This window comes from Pseudomonas sp. TSRC2-2, from assembly GCF_049897785.1.
Lineage (GTDB): Bacteria > Pseudomonadota > Gammaproteobacteria > Pseudomonadales > Pseudomonadaceae > Aquipseudomonas.
Genome location: NZ_JAFCWZ010000007.1, coordinates 57,276 through 73,713, shown reverse-complemented (window position 1 = coordinate 73,713; position 16,438 = coordinate 57,276). Strand labels below are relative to the sequence as shown.

Sequence of the window (16,438 nt, the reverse complement as noted above, 5' to 3'; positions counted from 1 at the left end):
CCGCGATCGGACGATCTTTTGATCTCAGCCCGGCTGCTTACCGGGCTGCTGCAAGCGGAATTTCTCCTTGCGTTCGATCTGCACGACCTGGGCGTTATGCACAGTGATCTCCACCGCGCCAAACCGCAGATCGCGCAGCGCGCTCTGGATTTCACGCAAGATGGTGCTTTCGTCCTGACCGTCAACGCTGCGAAGGGATGCGCTCATGGTGCTGCTCCTTTGAAGGGGATTTGCCTGGCAGTGGGCGGCACTGCGTTCGGCGTGGGAGCAATATAAGAGAGGCATGGATATTCTTAAAAAGACTATTTAAGAATGTTTATATAACCAGAATTGTTTACCTGCCTTCACAGGGGGTTGCAGCCTCTAAAAGCAAAAGATCGCAGCCCTCGGCAGCTCCTACACCGATCCATGTAGGAGCTGCCGAAGGCTGCGATCTTTTGATCCTTCACTCAATCACAGGCGCTCTTGCCCAATCGATATCCTGCGCAGGCAACGGCCGCCCAAACCAATACCCCTGCCCCAGATCACACGCGTGCTCCAGCAAAAACGCCGCCTGCTCAACCTGCTCGATCCCTTCGGCATGCACCTGCATGCCCATGCTCCGCGCCAGCGCGATGATCACCCGGACAATCGCCACGTCATCCTCATCCCACGGCAAACCTGCGACGAAGCCCTGATCGATCTTGAGTTTCTGCACCGGCAGCCGCTTGAGCCGCAGCAGCGAGGAATAACCGGTGCCGAAATCATCAATGGCCAGGCGCACACCCAGTTCACGCAAACGATGCATCTGCTCCAGCGCCACCTCCGGATCGTCCATCACCGCGCTTTCGGTAACTTCCAGTTCCAGATACGCCGGATCCAGCCCCGTGTCGTGCAGCACCTGCGCCACCTGCTGATAAAGCTCACGCCGGGCAAACAGCCGCGACGAAACATTCACCGCGACGAACGCCAGCACCACACCGCTCTGCTGCCATTGGCACATCTGCCGGCAGGCCTGCTGCATCACCCAGGCATCAATGTCGGCGATCAGCCCAGTGCGCTCGGCAATCGGAATGAATTCTGCCGGCGACACCAGCCCGCGCTGCGGATGTTGCCAGCGCACCAGTGCTTCGACGCCGATCAGACGGCTGCTTTGCAGGTCATGCACTGGTTGGTAATAGACGCGCAGTTCCTCTTGCTCCAGTGCGCGGCGCAGTTCGAAGGCGATTTCGACCCGTTGCTGGGCGTGGGCGGTCAGCTCTTCGGTATACAGTGCGTAGCCATTGCGCCCGCTGCTTTTGGCCTTGAACAGCGCGCTGTCGGCATTGCGCAACAACTGCTCGGCGCTCAAGGCATCGCTGGGGAACAGACTGATGCCGATGCTGGCATTGATGAACAGTTGATTGCCGTCAATCAGCATCGGCTCCTTTAACGCGTCCAGCATCCGTTGCGCCAATGCCGCCGCCTGCGCAGGCTGTGGACAACTTTCCGCGAGCACCGCGAACTCGTCGCCACCCAACCGCGCCAGGGTGATGCCGGAACCGAACAGTTCCTGCAAACGCGTCGCCACCGCTTTGAGCAATCGGTCACCGACGTTATGCCCGAGACTGTCATTGATCATCTTGAAGTGATCCAGATCGAGCATCAGCAGCGCACAGCCACGCTTGTGCGTTTGCGCCGACGCCAGCGCCTGCTCGGCGCGGTCGCTGAACAGCAGACGATTGGGCAGATCGGTCAACGGATCGTGATGGGCCAGGTGTTTGAGCTCGGACTCGGAATCCTTGATCGCACTGATATCGGAGAACACCGCAACGTAGTGACTGAGCCGACCGAAATCATCGTGAATCGCCCGGATGGTTTGCCACTGTGGATAAATCTCGCCGGTCTTGCGTCGGTTCCAGATCTCCCCGCTCCACTCACCTTCGGCTTGTAGAGTGGCAAACATCGCCTGATAAAAGCCCGACGGATGGTGGCCGGACTTGAACAGGCTGGGCTGCTGGCCGATCACCTCGTCGCGCCGATAACCGGTGATCTCGATAAAGGCGCGATTGACGTGCACGATCAGGCCCCGATGATCGGTAACCAGCACACCTTCGCGGGTGCAGTCGAACACGGCGGCCGCCTGACGCAGGCGCTCACGGTCGCTATGGCGCTCGCGCAGACGCGCACCAATGCCGAGAAACCGGCAAAGACGCGCCCGCGCGAGAAAAATCAGCCCGGCGCTGACCGCCGCCAGCAGATAACCGTTGATCAGTTGCCAACGGGCCAGCTCAGCGGAGTCATCGAAGAATTTGCTTAATAAATGATCAGAAACCTGCAGCCATGCGGCGGCCAGTACGAGGTAGAGCAGCGCTGCACGCAGGGCATCGCGGTAAGTCGCAGACATTCGGTCGTCCATGTCCCTACAAAAAGGTTGGAATTATAGGTGAAGAAACATTCAGCGACTTCTTATCTGAAAGGCCGACTGGTTTTATCTGTGTGCTTGGTGATAATGCAACGGCTGTTTTTATCTTTATCGAGGGCCCTATAGCCTATGTGGTACGAAGGTTTTCTTGGCTTGTCGGCCTGGTCACTGGTCGCGGTCACCCTGCTGATGACCCATGTGACTATTATTGCCGTCACGGTCTATCTGCACCGATACTCGGCCCACCGCTCGCTCGAGCTGAATGCGGGTCTCAAGCACTTTTTCCGTTTCTGGCTGTGGCTGACCACGGCACAGAACACCCGCGAGTGGACTGCCATCCACCGCAAACACCACGCCAAATGCGAAACCGAAGATGACCCGCACAGCCCGGTGATCAAGGGTCTGTCCACGGTGCTGCGCACCGGTGCCGAGCTGTACCGCAGCGAAGCGCAGAACCCGGAAACCCTGCGCATCTACGGCAAGAACTGCCCTGAAGACTGGATCGAACGCAACGTCTACAGCCGCTACCCACTGCTGGGCGTAGCGATAATGGGCGTCATCGACCTGCTGCTGTTCGGCACCATCGGCATCACTATCTGGGCCATCCAGATGATGTGGATTCCGGTGTGGGCTGCGGGGGTTATCAATGGTCTGGGCCATGCTGTCGGCTATCGCAATTTCGAATGCCGTGACGCGGCGACCAATCTGGTGCCGTGGGGCATCCTGATCGGCGGCGAAGAACTGCACAACAACCATCACACCTACCCCAACTCGGCCAAGCTGTCGGTGAAGAAGTGGGAATTCGACCTCGGCTGGGCGTGGATCAAGGTCTTCTGCTTCCTGCGTCTGGCCAAGGTGCAGCGAGTCGCACCGATCGCCCACCGCGTCGAAGGCAAGGGCAGCCTGGATATGGACACCGCCATGGCGATCCTCAACAACCGGTTCCAGATCATGGCCCAGTACCGCAAGTTGGTGATCGGCCCGCTGGTCAAGCAAGAGCTGGCCAAGGTCGATCATTCGGTGCGCCACCAGTTCCACCGGGCCAAACGCCTGCTGTCGCGGGAAACCAGCCTGCTGGAAGACCGTCATCACCTGCGCATCCAGACCATGCTCGAACACAGCCAGGCGCTGAAAGTCATTTACGAAAAACGTTTGGCTCTGCAGCAGATCTGGGTCAAGACCAGCTCCAATGGCCACGACATGCTCGCCGCCATCAAGGAATGGATTCACGAGGCGGAGGCCAGTGGCATCCAGTCGTTGCGTGACTTTGCCGATCAGCTGAAAACCTACTCGCTGCGTCCTGCGGCTGTCTGACCCGGCATTGGCTGCGATCTTCTGATTCTGGATCAAAAGATCGCAGCCTCGTTGCCTGCATCAGCTCCTGCACCTCGCCGCCTGGCGGGACTCGGTAGTGGCCGGGAACTTCGCCGAAAATCCTTTATCTCAATGACACTTCGCCATCCCGGCGGGCTGTCCTGTGGCCGTTGTCGACATTGCGACGCGCCCTTTGAGATTTGTGCCGATGGTCAACAACAACCAGAAAGACACATCCTTCACCCAATGGCCCGAGGCCGCGCAAACGCTGATGGCGCTGATGCATGCGCAAGGCGAAGTGGCGCGCCTGAGCGAGCGCGAACAGCTGATCAGTTCGCTGCTGGTCAGCGTCAATGCCGTGCTCTGGGCCTTCAACTGGGAAACCCGACAGGTGCTGTACGTCAGTCCGGCCTATGAACGGATTTTCGGCCGTTCCGCCGCGCTGTTGCTCGCTGACTACAACCAGTGGCGTGACAGTATTTACCCAGATGATCTGGAGTGCGCCGAACAGAGCCTCGCCGAAGTTCTGCACCGAGGTGCGGTGGAAGATCGCGAATACCGCATCATCGCTGCTGACGGCCAGGTACGCTGGCTCAGCGACAAATGTTTTATCAATCGGCAGGACGAGCCTGGGCAACCGGTGATCATCGTCGGCATCGCCGAAGACATCACCGACAAGAAGCACATGGAAACCGAGCTGCAGCGCTTGGCCACCACCGATGTGCTGACGCAAAGCAGCAACCGCCGCCACTTCTTCGAATGCGCCCATCGCGAGTTCGCCGAGGCGCGCCGGCAAGGCACGCCGCTGGCCTTCCTGCTACTGGACATCGATGACTTCAAAGTGATCAACGACAGCTACGGCCACCCCGAAGGCGACAACGTGCTGCAACGGATTGCCGAGTGCGGCCGCGGCTCATTGCGCCGTGGCGACCTGTTCGGGCGGATTGGCGGTGAGGAGTTCGCGGCGGTGTTCCCCGGCTGTGCGCCGGAGATGGCCGTGCAGGTGGCGGAACGATTGCAGCAGGAGATCCAGCGACTGCGCTTCAACCACGACGGTCAGCCGTTCAGCATCACCGTGAGCCAGGGCCTGACCAACCTCACGGACGAAGACAAGAGCCTAGACAGCCTGTTCGCCCGGGCGGACGCGGCGATGTACGAGGCGAAGCGGCAGGGCAAGAACCGGATTATTGCGGCCTGAGCACACCGTTCAGTCATATGAATATTCGAAGTGGGAGCGGGCTTGCTCGCGAAAGCGTCGTGTCCGTCAAGTGTTGTATGCACTGACATGACGCCTTCGCGAGCAAGCCCGCTCCCACAGTTTGAAATGCGGAATCGGGTTATTTGCGCATCCGCATCAACTCCGGCAAGCCGATCTTGAGCAAACGCGCCGTCCGGCTCTTCGCCAGCTCCTCGACGCCTTCGTGCTCGGTCAGCCGCGCCATCTGCGCCGCCATGTTCATCACCAGCGCCTCGCGGGAATACACGCCGCCGCCCAGCTGATAGACCGAAGCAATCAACTCGCGCAACTCCAGCGGCAGTCGCCAGCGAGTGCGCAATGCCGAGCCATAAGAAGCGCCATACTTCGCCAACGCTTCACCGACCTCTTCCAACTCGTCCAGCTCGCCGCCGGCCTGCTGCCATTCCTGCAAACAGCGCAGCAGCGCAAGATCACCGAGCCGATGCAGCATACCCGCGCAATAGCAGCGCTCCTGATCGAGATCGAGCAAGCGCGCCAGCGTACGCGCATATTCCGCAGTATGCAGAGAAAGCCCCCAATAACGCTCTGCGTAGTCCGCCAGGCATGGATCGCTGAGCCGCGCGCTGCGTTTGAGCGCCAGCCCGAGAATCAGGTTCATGCTCTGCCCGGTGCCGAGTCGATGCAGCGCCTGAGCCAGGGTCTGCACCGGCGCGCCGTAGTGTTGCGCGGCACTATTGGCGGCTGCGATCAGCACGGCGGTAATCTGCGGATCGGTACGCGCCTCTTCCTCCAGCAGCTTGAGGTCCAGCCCCTCGGGATTGAGGCTGCGCTTGACCGCCACTTGCACATCGGTCATCAGCGGCGCGCCATCAGCCTGCTCGCGACGCCGCTCAAGGAACACCGACAGGGTCATGCCCGGCGCCAATGCCGGCACTTCGCAAACCACCGCTTCGCCAGCATTGAGCAGCAAACCTTGCAAACGCTCGGTCAGGCCTTCCATGTTCAACGGTTTGGTCAGGTACGCCGTCGGCGCCAGCGGAATCGCTTCGCGCACGCTGGCGCTGTCGTTGCGGCTGCTCATCAAAATGAACGGCAGCGGCGGATTACGTTTGCGCTGACGCACGCTGCGCAGCACATTCAAGCCATCGACGCCGGGCAACTCCCAATCGACGATGGCCAGGTCATAGGGCACCTCGCCAAGCAACGACAACGCTTGTTGGCCATCGGCACACAGATCCAGCCGCGCATCGCAGCGCACGTTGAGCAGCACTTGTTTGAGCAGGTCGCGGGACCACGGATCGGCCTCGGCAATCAGCACCCGGGGTACGGCGGGTAAATCAACGGCAGTCATGCGCGCTCTCCTTGCAATGCCTGAACCTTAGCCAATGCTGGCGATTCGATACAGCGCAAACACGTCCGATGTGTTTCTACAGCCATAAAAAAACCCGCCGAAGCGGGTTTTTGTCGAGCAGGTCACAGCAATGGATCAGAGTTCAGAGAAGCACTCTTCGATGATCGCCAGACCTTTGTCCAGTTGCTCGTCCGGCGAAGTCAGCGGCACCAGCACACGCAGCACGTTACCGTAAGTGCCGCAGGACAACAGGATAAGGCCCTTGTCACGCGCCTTGGCCACCACAGCGGCTACAGCGGTCGGGTTTGGCTTGTGGCTGTCACCGTTTTCGAACAGCTCGAGCGCGATCATCGCGCCCAACGCACGCACTTCGCCGATCACCGGGTACTTGGCCTGAATCGCCTTCAGGCCAGTGACCAGACGCTCACCGACAGCCTTGCAGCGGTCCAGCAGTTGCTCTTCCTCAAACACTTCCATTACCGCCAGCGCAGCGGCGCAAGCGATCGGGCTACCGGCGTAGGTGCCGCCCAGGCCGCCCGGAGCAATGGCGTCCATGTATTCGGCTTTGCCGCAGACGCCGGCCAGCGGGAAACCGCCAGCGATGGATTTGGCGAAAGTGGTCAGGTCGGCGGCAACGCCCATCTGTTCCATGGCGAAGAAGGTACCGGTACGGCCAGCGCCGGTCTGCACTTCGTCAGCGATCAGCAGTATGCCGTGCTGGTCGCACAGCGCGCGCAGGCGCTTCATGAATTCTTTCGGCGCGACGTAGAAACCACCTTCGCCCTGCACCGGCTCGATGATGATCGCAGCGATGTCTTTCGGCTCGGCGTCGTTCTTGAAGATGCGCTCGATGGAAGCGATCGAATCGTCGATGCTCACGCCGTGCAGTTCGTTCGGGTACAGCGCACGGAAGATGCCGCCTGGCATCAGGCCCATGCCAGCCGAGTACGGCACGACTTTACCGGTCAGGCCCAGGGTCATCATGGTGCGACCGTGGTAGGCGCCGGTGAAAGCGATCACGCCAGCGCGGCCAGTGGCGGCACGGGCGATCTTCACGGCGTTTTCCACCGCTTCGGAACCGGTGGTGACCAGCAGGGTTTTCTTGGCGAAATCACCGGGCACCTTGGCGTTGATTTTTTCGCACAGCTCAACGTACGGCTCGTAGGCCAGCACCTGGAAGCAGGTGTGGGTCAGCTTGTTCAGCTGTTCAGTCACAGCGGCAATGATTTTCGGGTGCACGTGGCCGGTGTTCAGTACAGCGATGCCGCCGGCGAAGTCGATGAACTCACGACCTTCAACGTCGGTCACGGTGGCGTTCTTGGCCGACTCGGCGAAGATCGGGTGAATCTGGCCAACACCACGAGGTACGGCATTGGTGCGGCGGGCCATCAGTTCAGCGTTAGTCTTGCTCATTACAGTCCTCATTCGCCGCTCATCGGGCGGCGCGGTTCAAGGATGAAGCGTGAGGAAGCGGCGGTGGCAGCATGCGATGATCGACTGCCACGGCGTTCCCGGCCGCGGAGAAAATGCAGGTTTCAAACGACGCAAAGGGACAGCGCTCTCGTGCCCTTTGCGTTTGCAGCGATCCCTTTCCCGGCTCAGATGCCCAGGCAGAGGTATTTGATTTCCAGGTAATCTTCGATGCCGTACTTGGAGCCTTCGCGGCCCAGACCCGAAGCCTTGATGCCGCCGAACGGCGCGACTTCGTTGGAGATCAGCCCGGTGTTGACGCCCACCATGCCGTATTCCAGCGCTTCGGCAACACGGAACACACGACCGAGGTCGCGCGCATAGAAGTACGAAGCCAGACCAAACTCGGTGTCGTTGGACATCGCGATCACTTCGGCTTCGTCTTTGAAGCGGAACAGTGGCGCCAGCGGGCCGAAGGTTTCTTCCTTGGCCACCGCAGCGTTTTTCGGCACGTTGGTCAGAATGGTTGGCTCGAAGAAGTTGCCTTCCATCGCCTTTCCGCCAGCCAAAACGGTGGCGCCTTTACTCACGGCGTCAGCGATGTGCTCTTGCACCTTGGCTACGGCTTTTTCGTCGATCAGCGGGCCGGTGGTGGTGCCGTCTTCCAGACCGTTGCCGATCTTCAGTTTGGCCACTGCCACTTTCAGCTTCTCGGCGAACGCATCGTAGACCGCGTCCTGAATGTACAGACGGTTGGCGCAGACGCAGGTCTGGCCATTGTTGCGATATTTGGAAATGATCGCGCCTTCAACGGCCTTATCCAGATCGGCGTCGTCGAACACGATGAACGGCGCGTTGCCGCCCAGTTCCAGCGAGACTTTCTTGATGTCCTTGGCGCATTCGGCCATCAACTGGCGACCGATTTCGGTCGAGCCGGTGAAGGACAGTTTGCGTACGATCGGGTTGCTGGTCAGCTCGCTACCGATGTCGCCGGCGCTGCCGGACACCACGCTGAACACACCCGCCGGAATGCCTGCGCGCTGAGCCAGTTCGGCCAGGGCGAAAGCGGAAAATGGAGTTTGCGAAGCCGGCTTGAGCACCATGGTGCAACCGGCGGCCAGTGCTGGGCCGGCCTTGCGAGTGATCATCGCTGCCGGGAAGTTCCACGGAGTAATCGCGGCGGTGACGCCGATTGGCTGCTTGATCACGATCAGGCGCTTGTCCGGCTGATGTCCCGGAATCACATCACCGTAGATGCGCTTGGCTTCTTCGGCGAACCACTCGATGAACGATGCGGCGTAAACGATTTCGCCCTTGGCTTCGGCCAGCGGCTTGCCTTGCTCGAGGGTCATCAGGCGCGCGAGGTCGTCCTGGTTCTCGATCATCAGTTCGAACCAGCGACGCAGCTTGCCGGCACGCTCTTTGGCGGTCAGCGCACGCCAGGCCGGCAGCGCTTTGTCAGCGGCCTCGATGGCGCGGCGGGTTTCAGCGGCGCCCATTTTTGGCACGGTACCGAGGATTTCGCCAGTGGCCGGGTTGTTGACCTTGATCGTCTGACCGTTGTCCGCATCGACCCAAGCGCCATCGATGAAGGCTTGCTGGCGGAACAACTGGGTGTCTTTAAGCTGCATGTCGGCTTTCCTTAACAGCACCGCGGCCTGCGCGGAGCAAATTATGATTGTAGAAAGGCGCCTCGCAAGGCTGCCGTCAGGGAAATCAGTGAGCGGAGTGTGGCGCATCTACAGTGCACGAGCGGGCGCACCTGCGCTGCAACATCCCGTCAACGAGCGTTTGAAATCTCAAACGGATCGTAGGTTCAAAGGGGGTAAAGGACAATAGGTCGTTCGAAAAAAAGAACAAAAATGCCGCTTTTCAGATCAACGCATCAAAAACCCTTGCCGCAGGAAAAACCTTAGATCAACCCCGGCAAAGCGCCAAGCGAGGGTTTTGCAGGACGTTACCGCTTTAAGGAATGCAGCGATTTGCGCCGACACGCACACTGACAAAACCCGCCAAACCCGGCATGGACGCCCCGAGCCGACCTAGGTATGATGTCGCCCGCTGCACCAGTAGCTCAGCTGGATAGAGTACTGCCCTCCGAAGGCAGGGGTCGTGGGTTCGAATCCCGCCTGGTGCACCATGAATCAAACGAGAAAGCCCCGGGCTGTGATGGTCCGGGGCTTTTTTGTGGCCAATGACAAAGTTGCTGGAACGCCGTCACTCCGTCGTCCAGTCAAACTCATCATATTCATCGTCGTCATCCCCCTCCTCCTCAGCTTCGTCAAACACTTCATCTTCTTCAACGAGGTCTTCTTCCGGCTGATTCAGCAGAAATTCCTTACGTGTCTCGGTTACTGCACGCCGCATTTGTTCGCCCTTCTCCGGGCAGTTGAGCAGTTGGGCGATGCGGTCGATTTTTGCTGCCACGGTGTCCTCCAGCGCATTGGCAATGGCTTGATAGTGCGCGTTTTCGCGGGGCAATGCCAAATGCCTGGGGTATCAGGGCAGTCCGCCGCTCGGGAGCGGCGAACCTCAGCGGTGATAGCGTCGCACCGCACTGCTGTTGCGCAGCACATGGCCTTTGATTTTTTCCATCAGTTCGGCACGGGTCAGGCCGGCGGGCAGGGCGTCCGGGGCGAGGTCGAGGGCGTAGATCTGGATGATGTAGTGGTGCGCGCTGTCACCCACTGGCGGGCATGGGCCCATGTAATGGGTGTTGCCTTTGCTGTTGGTGCCGCCGACGCCTTCGAGCGCGGATTTGGCGCCGACACCGGCCGCGATCTGGTGGGTGGTGGGTTTGATGCCGTAGTGAATCCAGTGATCCACGCCCAGGCCTTTCTGCCCATCCGGGTCGTGCATGACGATCGCGTAGCTCTGGGTACCGGCCGGGCCGGCGTTCCAGCTCAGCGCCGGCGACTGGTTCTTGCCGCCGCAACCAGGCGCGTCGCTGGCGGCGGCCGCAGTGAACAGGCGGTTGTCCGACACGCCGGGGATGCTCAGGGTGAAGCGCTCCTGGGCCTGTGCCGGGAACTGCACGCAAAGGGTCACGGCAATGGCCGCCAGCCATGGGTTGAGAGAGGTCAATCGGGTCATTCCGGGAGCACCTTGTGCAGTGAGGCCGTCGTCGGCCCGCAAACTATAGCTGTACCGTTCGTGCCTTGGCACTAGCAAATGGCTGAACCTCGCGCGGCGACCTCAACTCACATGAGAAATGCCTGCGAGGAAACCGAAGATGTCCCTGCACCGTGTCGCCCGCCTATCCGATGTCCCGCAAGACCGTGGTCTGCAAGTCGAAATTGGTGACTGCAAGATTGTTCTGCTGCGGGCCAACGGAGAATTGCGGGCGTTTCAGGGGCAGTGTCCACACGCCGGTGCGCCGTTGGCCGAGGGTGCGTTGTGTCACGGCAGGTTGATCTGCCCCTGGCATAAAGCCGCTTACCGCGCCGAGGACGGCGGCCTGTGCGAGCCGCCATCGCTGGACAGTCTCAAGCGCTACCCGCTGGAGTTACGCGGTGATGATGTGTGGGTTGATGACCAGCCCCTGCCCGATCCGCACACCCCGCCCGCTGACGATCCAAGAACGTTCGTGGTGGTCGGCGCCGGGGCGGCGGGCACGGCTTGCGCGGCGGCGCTACGGGAGAAGGGTTTCGGCGGACGCATCGTGCTGGTCGATGGCGAACCGGATGCCGGCTATGACCGCACGGTGTTGAGCAAATTTGTGCTCGCGGGGGAAATGTCACCGAAAGAGGTTCCGCCCCTGCGCGATGAAGCCTTCTATCAAGCGCAGCGCATCGAGCGCGTGCAAGGTGAAGTCAGTTCACTCGACGCTCCAGGCAAAACCCTTCATCTGAACAATGGCGGCATCCTGCACTACGACGCTGCTGTACTCGCCACCGGTGGCGCGCCCAATTCGCTGAAACTGCCCGGCGCCGAACTGGCCAACGTCTTCGTCCTGCGCTCAAAAGCCCAGGCTGAACAGATCATCAACGCTGCGCAACCGGGGCAGCGCGCAGTGATCGTCGGCGACAGCTTCATCGCCCTCGAATGCGCGGCGGCGCTGCGCGAGTACGGCCTCGACGTCACCGTTCTGGCCCGCCACGCAGTCCCGTTTGCCAAGCAATTGGGCGACGCCGTGGGCAAGGCGATTCGCGCGTTGCACGAAGAGCACGGGGTGAAGTTCATCAGCGAGCACGAGGCTACTGAGATCTTTGGCGAAGACAAGGTCGAGGGCGTGCTGCTCGACAATGGTTTGCGTCTGGCGGCAGATCTGGTTCTCGTCGGCGTCGGCGTCCATCCGGCTACCGAGGCGTTCGGCTCACTGCCCAAGGAAGAAGACCTATCGTTGCGCGTCGATGACGGCATGCGCGTGACCGATGGCTTGTGGGCCATTGGCGATATCGCCACGTTCCCGCTGAGCGGCCAGCCAACCCGCATCGAACACTGGCGGCTGGCCCAGCAACACGCGCGCATCGCCGCTGCCAACATGCTTGGCGGCGAGGAGCATTATCTGGATGTGCCGTTCTTCTGGACCTACCACTTTGGCAAGAATTACGACTATCTCGGTCACGCGACAGAATGGGACGAAATCGAGTTCAGCGGCGAGCCGGAAAAGCCGCCATTCATTGGCCTGTTCGCGAAAAACGGTATCGTCGTTGCGGCGGTGGCTTGCGACAAACAGCGCGCCATGGCATTGCTGGCCGAGCGGATGAAGCAACCTTTACGAATGAAAGAAGCCTGGACGCTGATTCAGGCCTGACATCGACCCGCAGAAGCTGTTAGGAGCGGTGTAGGAGCTGACGAGTGCAACGAGGCTGCGATCTCTTGATCTTGTTTTTACATAAGCAAAATCAAAAGATCGCAGCCTTCGGCAGCTCCTACACAGGCCGCGTGGAGATCAGGTCAGGCGTTTCACCGGCTCGCGACTGTCGTCTTCTTCGGCATGCAGAAAGATCACCCGCGGGTTTTCCAGTGGCGCCAGGGGCGCGGGGAGGGCTTGTTGCTGTACCGGCCAGAAGTGTGTTTCGACGTGGCTGATGTCGCCTTCGTGATCGTTGTGAATGGTCATAACCCCCGGCGCGCGCAGTTTCTGGAAACGCTCGTCGGACAGTTTGAAACTCTGGCTCAGACCTTCATCGCCAATCACCGGCGACGGCAGACGACGCTGGGCGAAACTGCGACTTTTGCGTTGTTGATAACGCGCCCACCCGATCAGGATCACCGCGTTGACCAGCGCGACCCACATATACACCTGCAGAGTGCCCAAGGCATCGAATGCCGAATTATCGATGCGCGGGCCGCCGGTGGTCTCGATCAATGGCCATAAGCCGCGCACCAGTAGCAACAGCAGGCCGACCCAGGCCAGCACCGTGAGGATGATGTCGATCACCAGCAGAAATGGCCGTTGGCGAGTGCGGATAATTTTCATTTGATGACTTCCTCCTGGTCGTCGCCCAGCGGGCGGATGCCCCGATCAGGACTGACCCAGCGCGCGCGTTTCTTGTGTTGGCTGAACAACACCTTGGGGAAACTGACCAACGTGGTCAGCAGACTGACGAGCCAGAACACCAACGGGTACCACACCACCCAGAACATGGTCTTGCCCAGGCCCGGCTCGTAGCGGCGATCGATGATGATGCTGACGCCGAACTGCACGAGGCACACGAACGCCAGCAGCAGGCCGGTGAAGGCCGGTGGCATCAAGTGATCGACAGCGATCGCATCGGGCATGACCATGAACTTGCCCATGCCCCAGAAAATCACCGACAACAGGAAGGTGAAGGCCCAACCGGTGGACAGGCAGTATTCGAACAGCAGCGGCCACAAGTAGCGATGGCGGTACTGCCAAATGCCGCGAATGTTCTTGAACAGCACTTCGGCGCCGCCCTGAGCCCAGCGCAGACGCTGCTTCCACAGGCCGCCGAGGGTCTCGGGCATGAGGATCCAGCACAGTGCACGCGGTTCGTAGAAAATGCTCCAGTGATCGAGCTGCAGTTTCCAGCTGATGTCGATGTCTTCAGTGATCATGTCCGGGCTCCAGTAGCCAACCCGGTTCAGTGCAGTGCGGCGGAACGCGACGATCACACCGGAAACGGTAAAGATGCGTCCGAACACCCGCTGAGTGCGTTTGATCAGCCCGATGATCGAGGAGAATTCGCCAACCTGTACGCGCCCGATCAAAGTCGAACGCGTGCGAATGCGCGGGTTGCCGGTCACCGCGCCAAGGCGTGCGTTATCCAGCATCGGCGCGACCAGATAAGCCGCAGTATTGGGCGCCAGCAACGCATCACCATCTATGCACACCAGATACTCACTGCGCGCAGCAATCGCGCCCATGCGCAGGGCCACAGCCTTGCCCTGGTTTTCCGCCAGATGCAGAACCCGCAGGCGCGGATCTTCCTTGGCCAGCGCATCGAGCACTTCGGCGGTGTTGTCCTTGGAGCCGTCGTTGATCGCGATGACTTCGATGTTCGGGTAATGCTGCGCCAGCGCCGCGTGGATGGTGTCGGCGGCGTTATCGCCTTCGTTGTAGCAAGGGATCAGGATCGAAATCAGCGGCTCGCCTTCCAGCGGTGGCGGCAGCGTGTCGTCCTGCCACGGCCAGTGGCGCTCCCAGTGCAGCCAGAAATACAGGCCGCCGGCGATCCACAACCCGGACATGAACAGCGGGTAGAAGAACACGAACGACATCAGGAACTGGCCGGTGACCACGAAGATCAGCCCCAGCGGAACGCCGAGCACGATCGCCAGAACAAGCAGGGCTAACAGTCTATCCAGCATGTTATGGATTCCATTTGTTGGAGAGTGCAGGCCTTACGGTTTTCAGGTCTGGCAGATTGTCGAGGAAGTTGTCCGGGTAGTAGCCGAAACTGGTCGCACCCTGACGCTTGAGCCGGCCCATCCAGTCCGCCAGTTGTGCGGCATCGATGTCGGCCTGATCCTTTTGGTTCCAGTCGCGCGCCTGCAATTCGAACACCGTGCGATTTAGCGCACCGGGGCGTTTTTTCACCGTCGCTACCAAGGCTTCCAGCCACGGGCCAGACTCGGCCACGGTCTGTTTTTCCATCAGAGGCATCGCCATCGGCGCCGTCCAGTCGTAAGTGGCGAGGAAGTCATCGAGGTTCTGCGCGAACCACGCTTCGCTCTGCGGATTGAGCATCGGTTCGGCGAAGATGTTGCGCGCGGTCAGCACCTGCGGGCCGCGAATCGCACGGACCTTGGCGGTCAGCTCGTTGGTGAAGTCGATCAGGTAGCGACTCTTGAAGCGCGTCCAGCGCTGCATCGCCGCCGGATCGTCGCGCAGCGCGGCAATCGAGCCGGGCAAGCCCTGGGCGGCGTAGGCTTTCAGCGCGTCTGGCGTGGCATCTTCGAAATCCGACAGCACCGCGTCGTCGTGATAAAGCACACCGTCGACCGAGGTCAGGCGCGCGAGGTCTTCGTAGATTTCACCGATGATCTTGCGCACTTCGGGATTGAACGGTGACAGGCGTTTGTACTGCTTCGGATCGACCGATGCAGTGCCGGTTTCCGGGTCCCAGCGGGTCACGCGCGGCAGCTTCGAATCCAGTTCGAAACTCAGCACTGGCATCCACGCATAGACCTTCACATGAGCGCGGGTCCGCAGTTGCCAGGCGACGCGGTCGAACAGGTCGGCGCGCACCGGCAAGTGACGGTTGGGAAAGTACAGTGAGTGCACCAGTCCATCGCCCTTGGGATCGGCGAAGGCTTGCAGGAATACCGTGCTGGCGCCCAGATCAGACATGCGTTGCACCAGTTTGCCGAGGTTGATGTCCTGCTGCGCCGGGTCCGGGTCGTAGACGTTGTCGAGATCGACATGCACCACGCGCATCGGCCCTTCGGCCTGCACCGAGACGATGCTGTTGGCAAAATGCTCGCCGTCAGGATCGGAGGCGACGAGAAAGCGCGGCCCGCTCATCAGGTTGTCTAGCGTGTCGAGACCGTCGTCCAGAGTGAGGGCCATTTCATAGCCCTCCTCGCCGACGACGGTCAGCGACGTACCGTCGGCGGCCCCGTACGGCCAGACCCAGACCCGTGGTTTGTAGCCAGTGACCTTGCGAATCTTCTCGGAGATATTTTTCACGTCGGTACGAATGCGCGCCTGGAAATCGGCTTCGGATTCGTAGCGCTTGGTCACAGGGTCATAGCGCCGGGTCGCAGCGGCCGGCTGCAGGTTGCCCTGCGGGTTGGCGAGGATGCCTTTGTGGTTGGCATCGGTGTGAGCAGCAATCTCTACCAGCCCGGACCTGGAAATTTCGCGTATCTGCGCCCAGGTCAGAAAATCCGAACGCTGGCGTGGCGTGCCGGCAAAATCCACCGGCTGGTTCAGCGGCGTGTCGATCCAGGTGCCGACCGGCGCCAGCAAGGCGTGCCAATTATAGGCGCGCAACACCGGCAGCACGCGGGTATAGAAGCTGGCATAACCGTCGTCGAAACTGAGCAATACCGCTTTCGCCGGCAGCTCCGGGCCGCCCTTGCGCGCGGCCATGATCTGGTCGACGGTCACTGGTTTGTAGCCGTTCTCGCGCAGCCACGCGAGTTGCTCGATCATGCGCTCGGTGCGCACCGCCACCACGGCCTGATCGGGATCACGGTCTTCGACATCGTGGTAAGCGATGCCGAGCACATGGTTTTTCGGCCACGGTTGTTCACTGGCCGCGACCGGGCGCTCGGAGGGCGGCGCAAAGGCCGGGGCTTGCTGGGCGCAGGCGCTGATCAGCAGCGCTCCCAGCAGAAGGATGAAACGCGAGATAAATGGCATCTTCAA

General features: G+C 60.6%; 13 protein-coding genes and 1 tRNA gene. 4 read left to right on the top strand and 10 right to left on the bottom strand.

The annotated features are described in order from the left end of the window. Nucleotides 1-24 precede the first annotated feature (24 nt). Complete coding sequence (oscA, locus tag ACP7D9_RS15500; protein ID WP_007917682.1) at nt 25-207, bottom strand: sulfur starvation response protein OscA; 183 nt, start codon at nt 205-207, stop codon at nt 25-27. A gap of 238 nt (nt 208-445) precedes the next feature. After that, entirely contained in the window at nt 446-2,365 is a 1,920-nt protein-coding gene (gene dibA, locus ACP7D9_RS15495; RefSeq protein WP_312998269.1) for a phosphodiesterase DibA, read from the bottom strand. Nucleotides 2,366-2,512: 147 nt separating this feature from the next. On the opposite strand from dibA, the gene desA reads away from it, so the two are divergent. Together desA and ACP7D9_RS15485 are read left to right on the top strand one after the other, a co-directional pair. Beyond that, nucleotides 2,513-3,697: a delta-9 fatty acid desaturase DesA gene (gene desA / locus ACP7D9_RS15490; protein WP_312998272.1), complete on the top strand. Its 1,185-nt coding sequence runs from the start codon at nt 2,513-2,515 to the stop codon at nt 3,695-3,697. Nucleotides 3,698-3,905: 208 nt separating this feature from the next. Beyond that, nucleotides 3,906-4,895 carry a GGDEF domain-containing protein gene (locus ACP7D9_RS15485; RefSeq protein WP_426158399.1) on the top strand — a complete coding sequence of 330 codons (990 nt, stop codon included), beginning with the start codon at nt 3,906-3,908 and terminating at the stop codon, nt 4,893-4,895. Nucleotides 4,896-5,034: 139 nt separating this feature from the next. Here ACP7D9_RS15485 and ACP7D9_RS15480 read toward each other — a convergent pair whose 3' ends face one another. The 3 genes from ACP7D9_RS15480 to gabD form a co-directional block, all read right to left on the bottom strand. Further along, nucleotides 5,035-6,246, bottom strand: a complete 1,212-nt coding sequence (locus ACP7D9_RS15480; protein WP_426158397.1) for an HDOD domain-containing protein — start codon at nt 6,244-6,246, stop codon at nt 5,035-5,037. A gap of 135 nt (nt 6,247-6,381) precedes the next feature. Beyond that, entirely contained in the window at nt 6,382-7,659 is a 1,278-nt protein-coding gene (gene gabT / locus ACP7D9_RS15475; protein ID WP_101156998.1) for a 4-aminobutyrate--2-oxoglutarate transaminase, read from the bottom strand. A gap of 185 nt (nt 7,660-7,844) precedes the next feature. After that, entirely contained in the window at nt 7,845-9,287 is a 1,443-nt protein-coding gene (gene gabD / locus ACP7D9_RS15470) for an NADP-dependent succinate-semialdehyde dehydrogenase (RefSeq protein ID WP_024011131.1), read from the bottom strand. A gap of 432 nt (nt 9,288-9,719) precedes the next feature. Between gabD and ACP7D9_RS15465 the strand changes: the two genes are divergently transcribed. Beyond that, nucleotides 9,720-9,796 (top strand) — tRNA-Arg (locus ACP7D9_RS15465). A 77-nt stretch (nt 9,797-9,873) separates the two neighbouring features. Here the strand turns inward: ACP7D9_RS15465 and ACP7D9_RS15460 are convergent. Together ACP7D9_RS15460 and ACP7D9_RS15455 are read right to left on the bottom strand one after the other, a co-directional pair. Next, nucleotides 9,874-10,143 carry a hypothetical protein gene (locus ACP7D9_RS15460; protein WP_071174021.1) on the bottom strand — a complete coding sequence of 90 codons (270 nt, stop codon included), beginning with the start codon at nt 10,141-10,143 and terminating at the stop codon, nt 9,874-9,876. Between the two features lie 45 nt (nt 10,144-10,188). After that, nucleotides 10,189-10,749 (bottom strand): YbhB/YbcL family Raf kinase inhibitor-like protein, encoded by a 561-nt coding sequence (locus ACP7D9_RS15455; RefSeq protein ID WP_101157047.1) that lies wholly within the window; start codon nt 10,747-10,749, stop codon nt 10,189-10,191. A gap of 139 nt (nt 10,750-10,888) precedes the next feature. Between ACP7D9_RS15455 and ACP7D9_RS15450 the strand changes: the two genes are divergently transcribed. Beyond that, nucleotides 10,889-12,412 (top strand): FAD-dependent oxidoreductase, encoded by a 1,524-nt coding sequence (locus ACP7D9_RS15450; protein ID WP_426158393.1) that lies wholly within the window; start codon nt 10,889-10,891, stop codon nt 12,410-12,412. Between the two features lie 138 nt (nt 12,413-12,550). On the opposite strand, the gene pgaD is transcribed toward ACP7D9_RS15450, so the two are convergent. From pgaD to pgaB, 3 genes are read right to left on the bottom strand one after another with little or no spacing between them, the layout of a single operon-like run. Further along, complete coding sequence (gene pgaD, locus ACP7D9_RS15445; protein WP_101157052.1) at nt 12,551-13,081, bottom strand: poly-beta-1,6-N-acetyl-D-glucosamine biosynthesis protein PgaD; 531 nt, start codon at nt 13,079-13,081, stop codon at nt 12,551-12,553. After that, nucleotides 13,078-14,433, bottom strand: coding sequence for a poly-beta-1,6-N-acetyl-D-glucosamine synthase (gene pgaC, locus ACP7D9_RS15440; RefSeq protein WP_101157054.1), 1,356 nt, complete (start codon nt 14,431-14,433; stop codon nt 13,078-13,080). Before pgaC ends, pgaD begins: the two co-directional genes overlap by 4 nt. Before the next feature lies 1 nt (nt 14,434). Continuing rightward, complete coding sequence (gene pgaB / locus ACP7D9_RS15435; RefSeq protein ID WP_312998302.1) at nt 14,435-16,432, bottom strand: poly-beta-1,6-N-acetyl-D-glucosamine N-deacetylase PgaB; 1,998 nt, start codon at nt 16,430-16,432, stop codon at nt 14,435-14,437. Nucleotides 16,433-16,438: the final 6 nt, after the last annotated feature.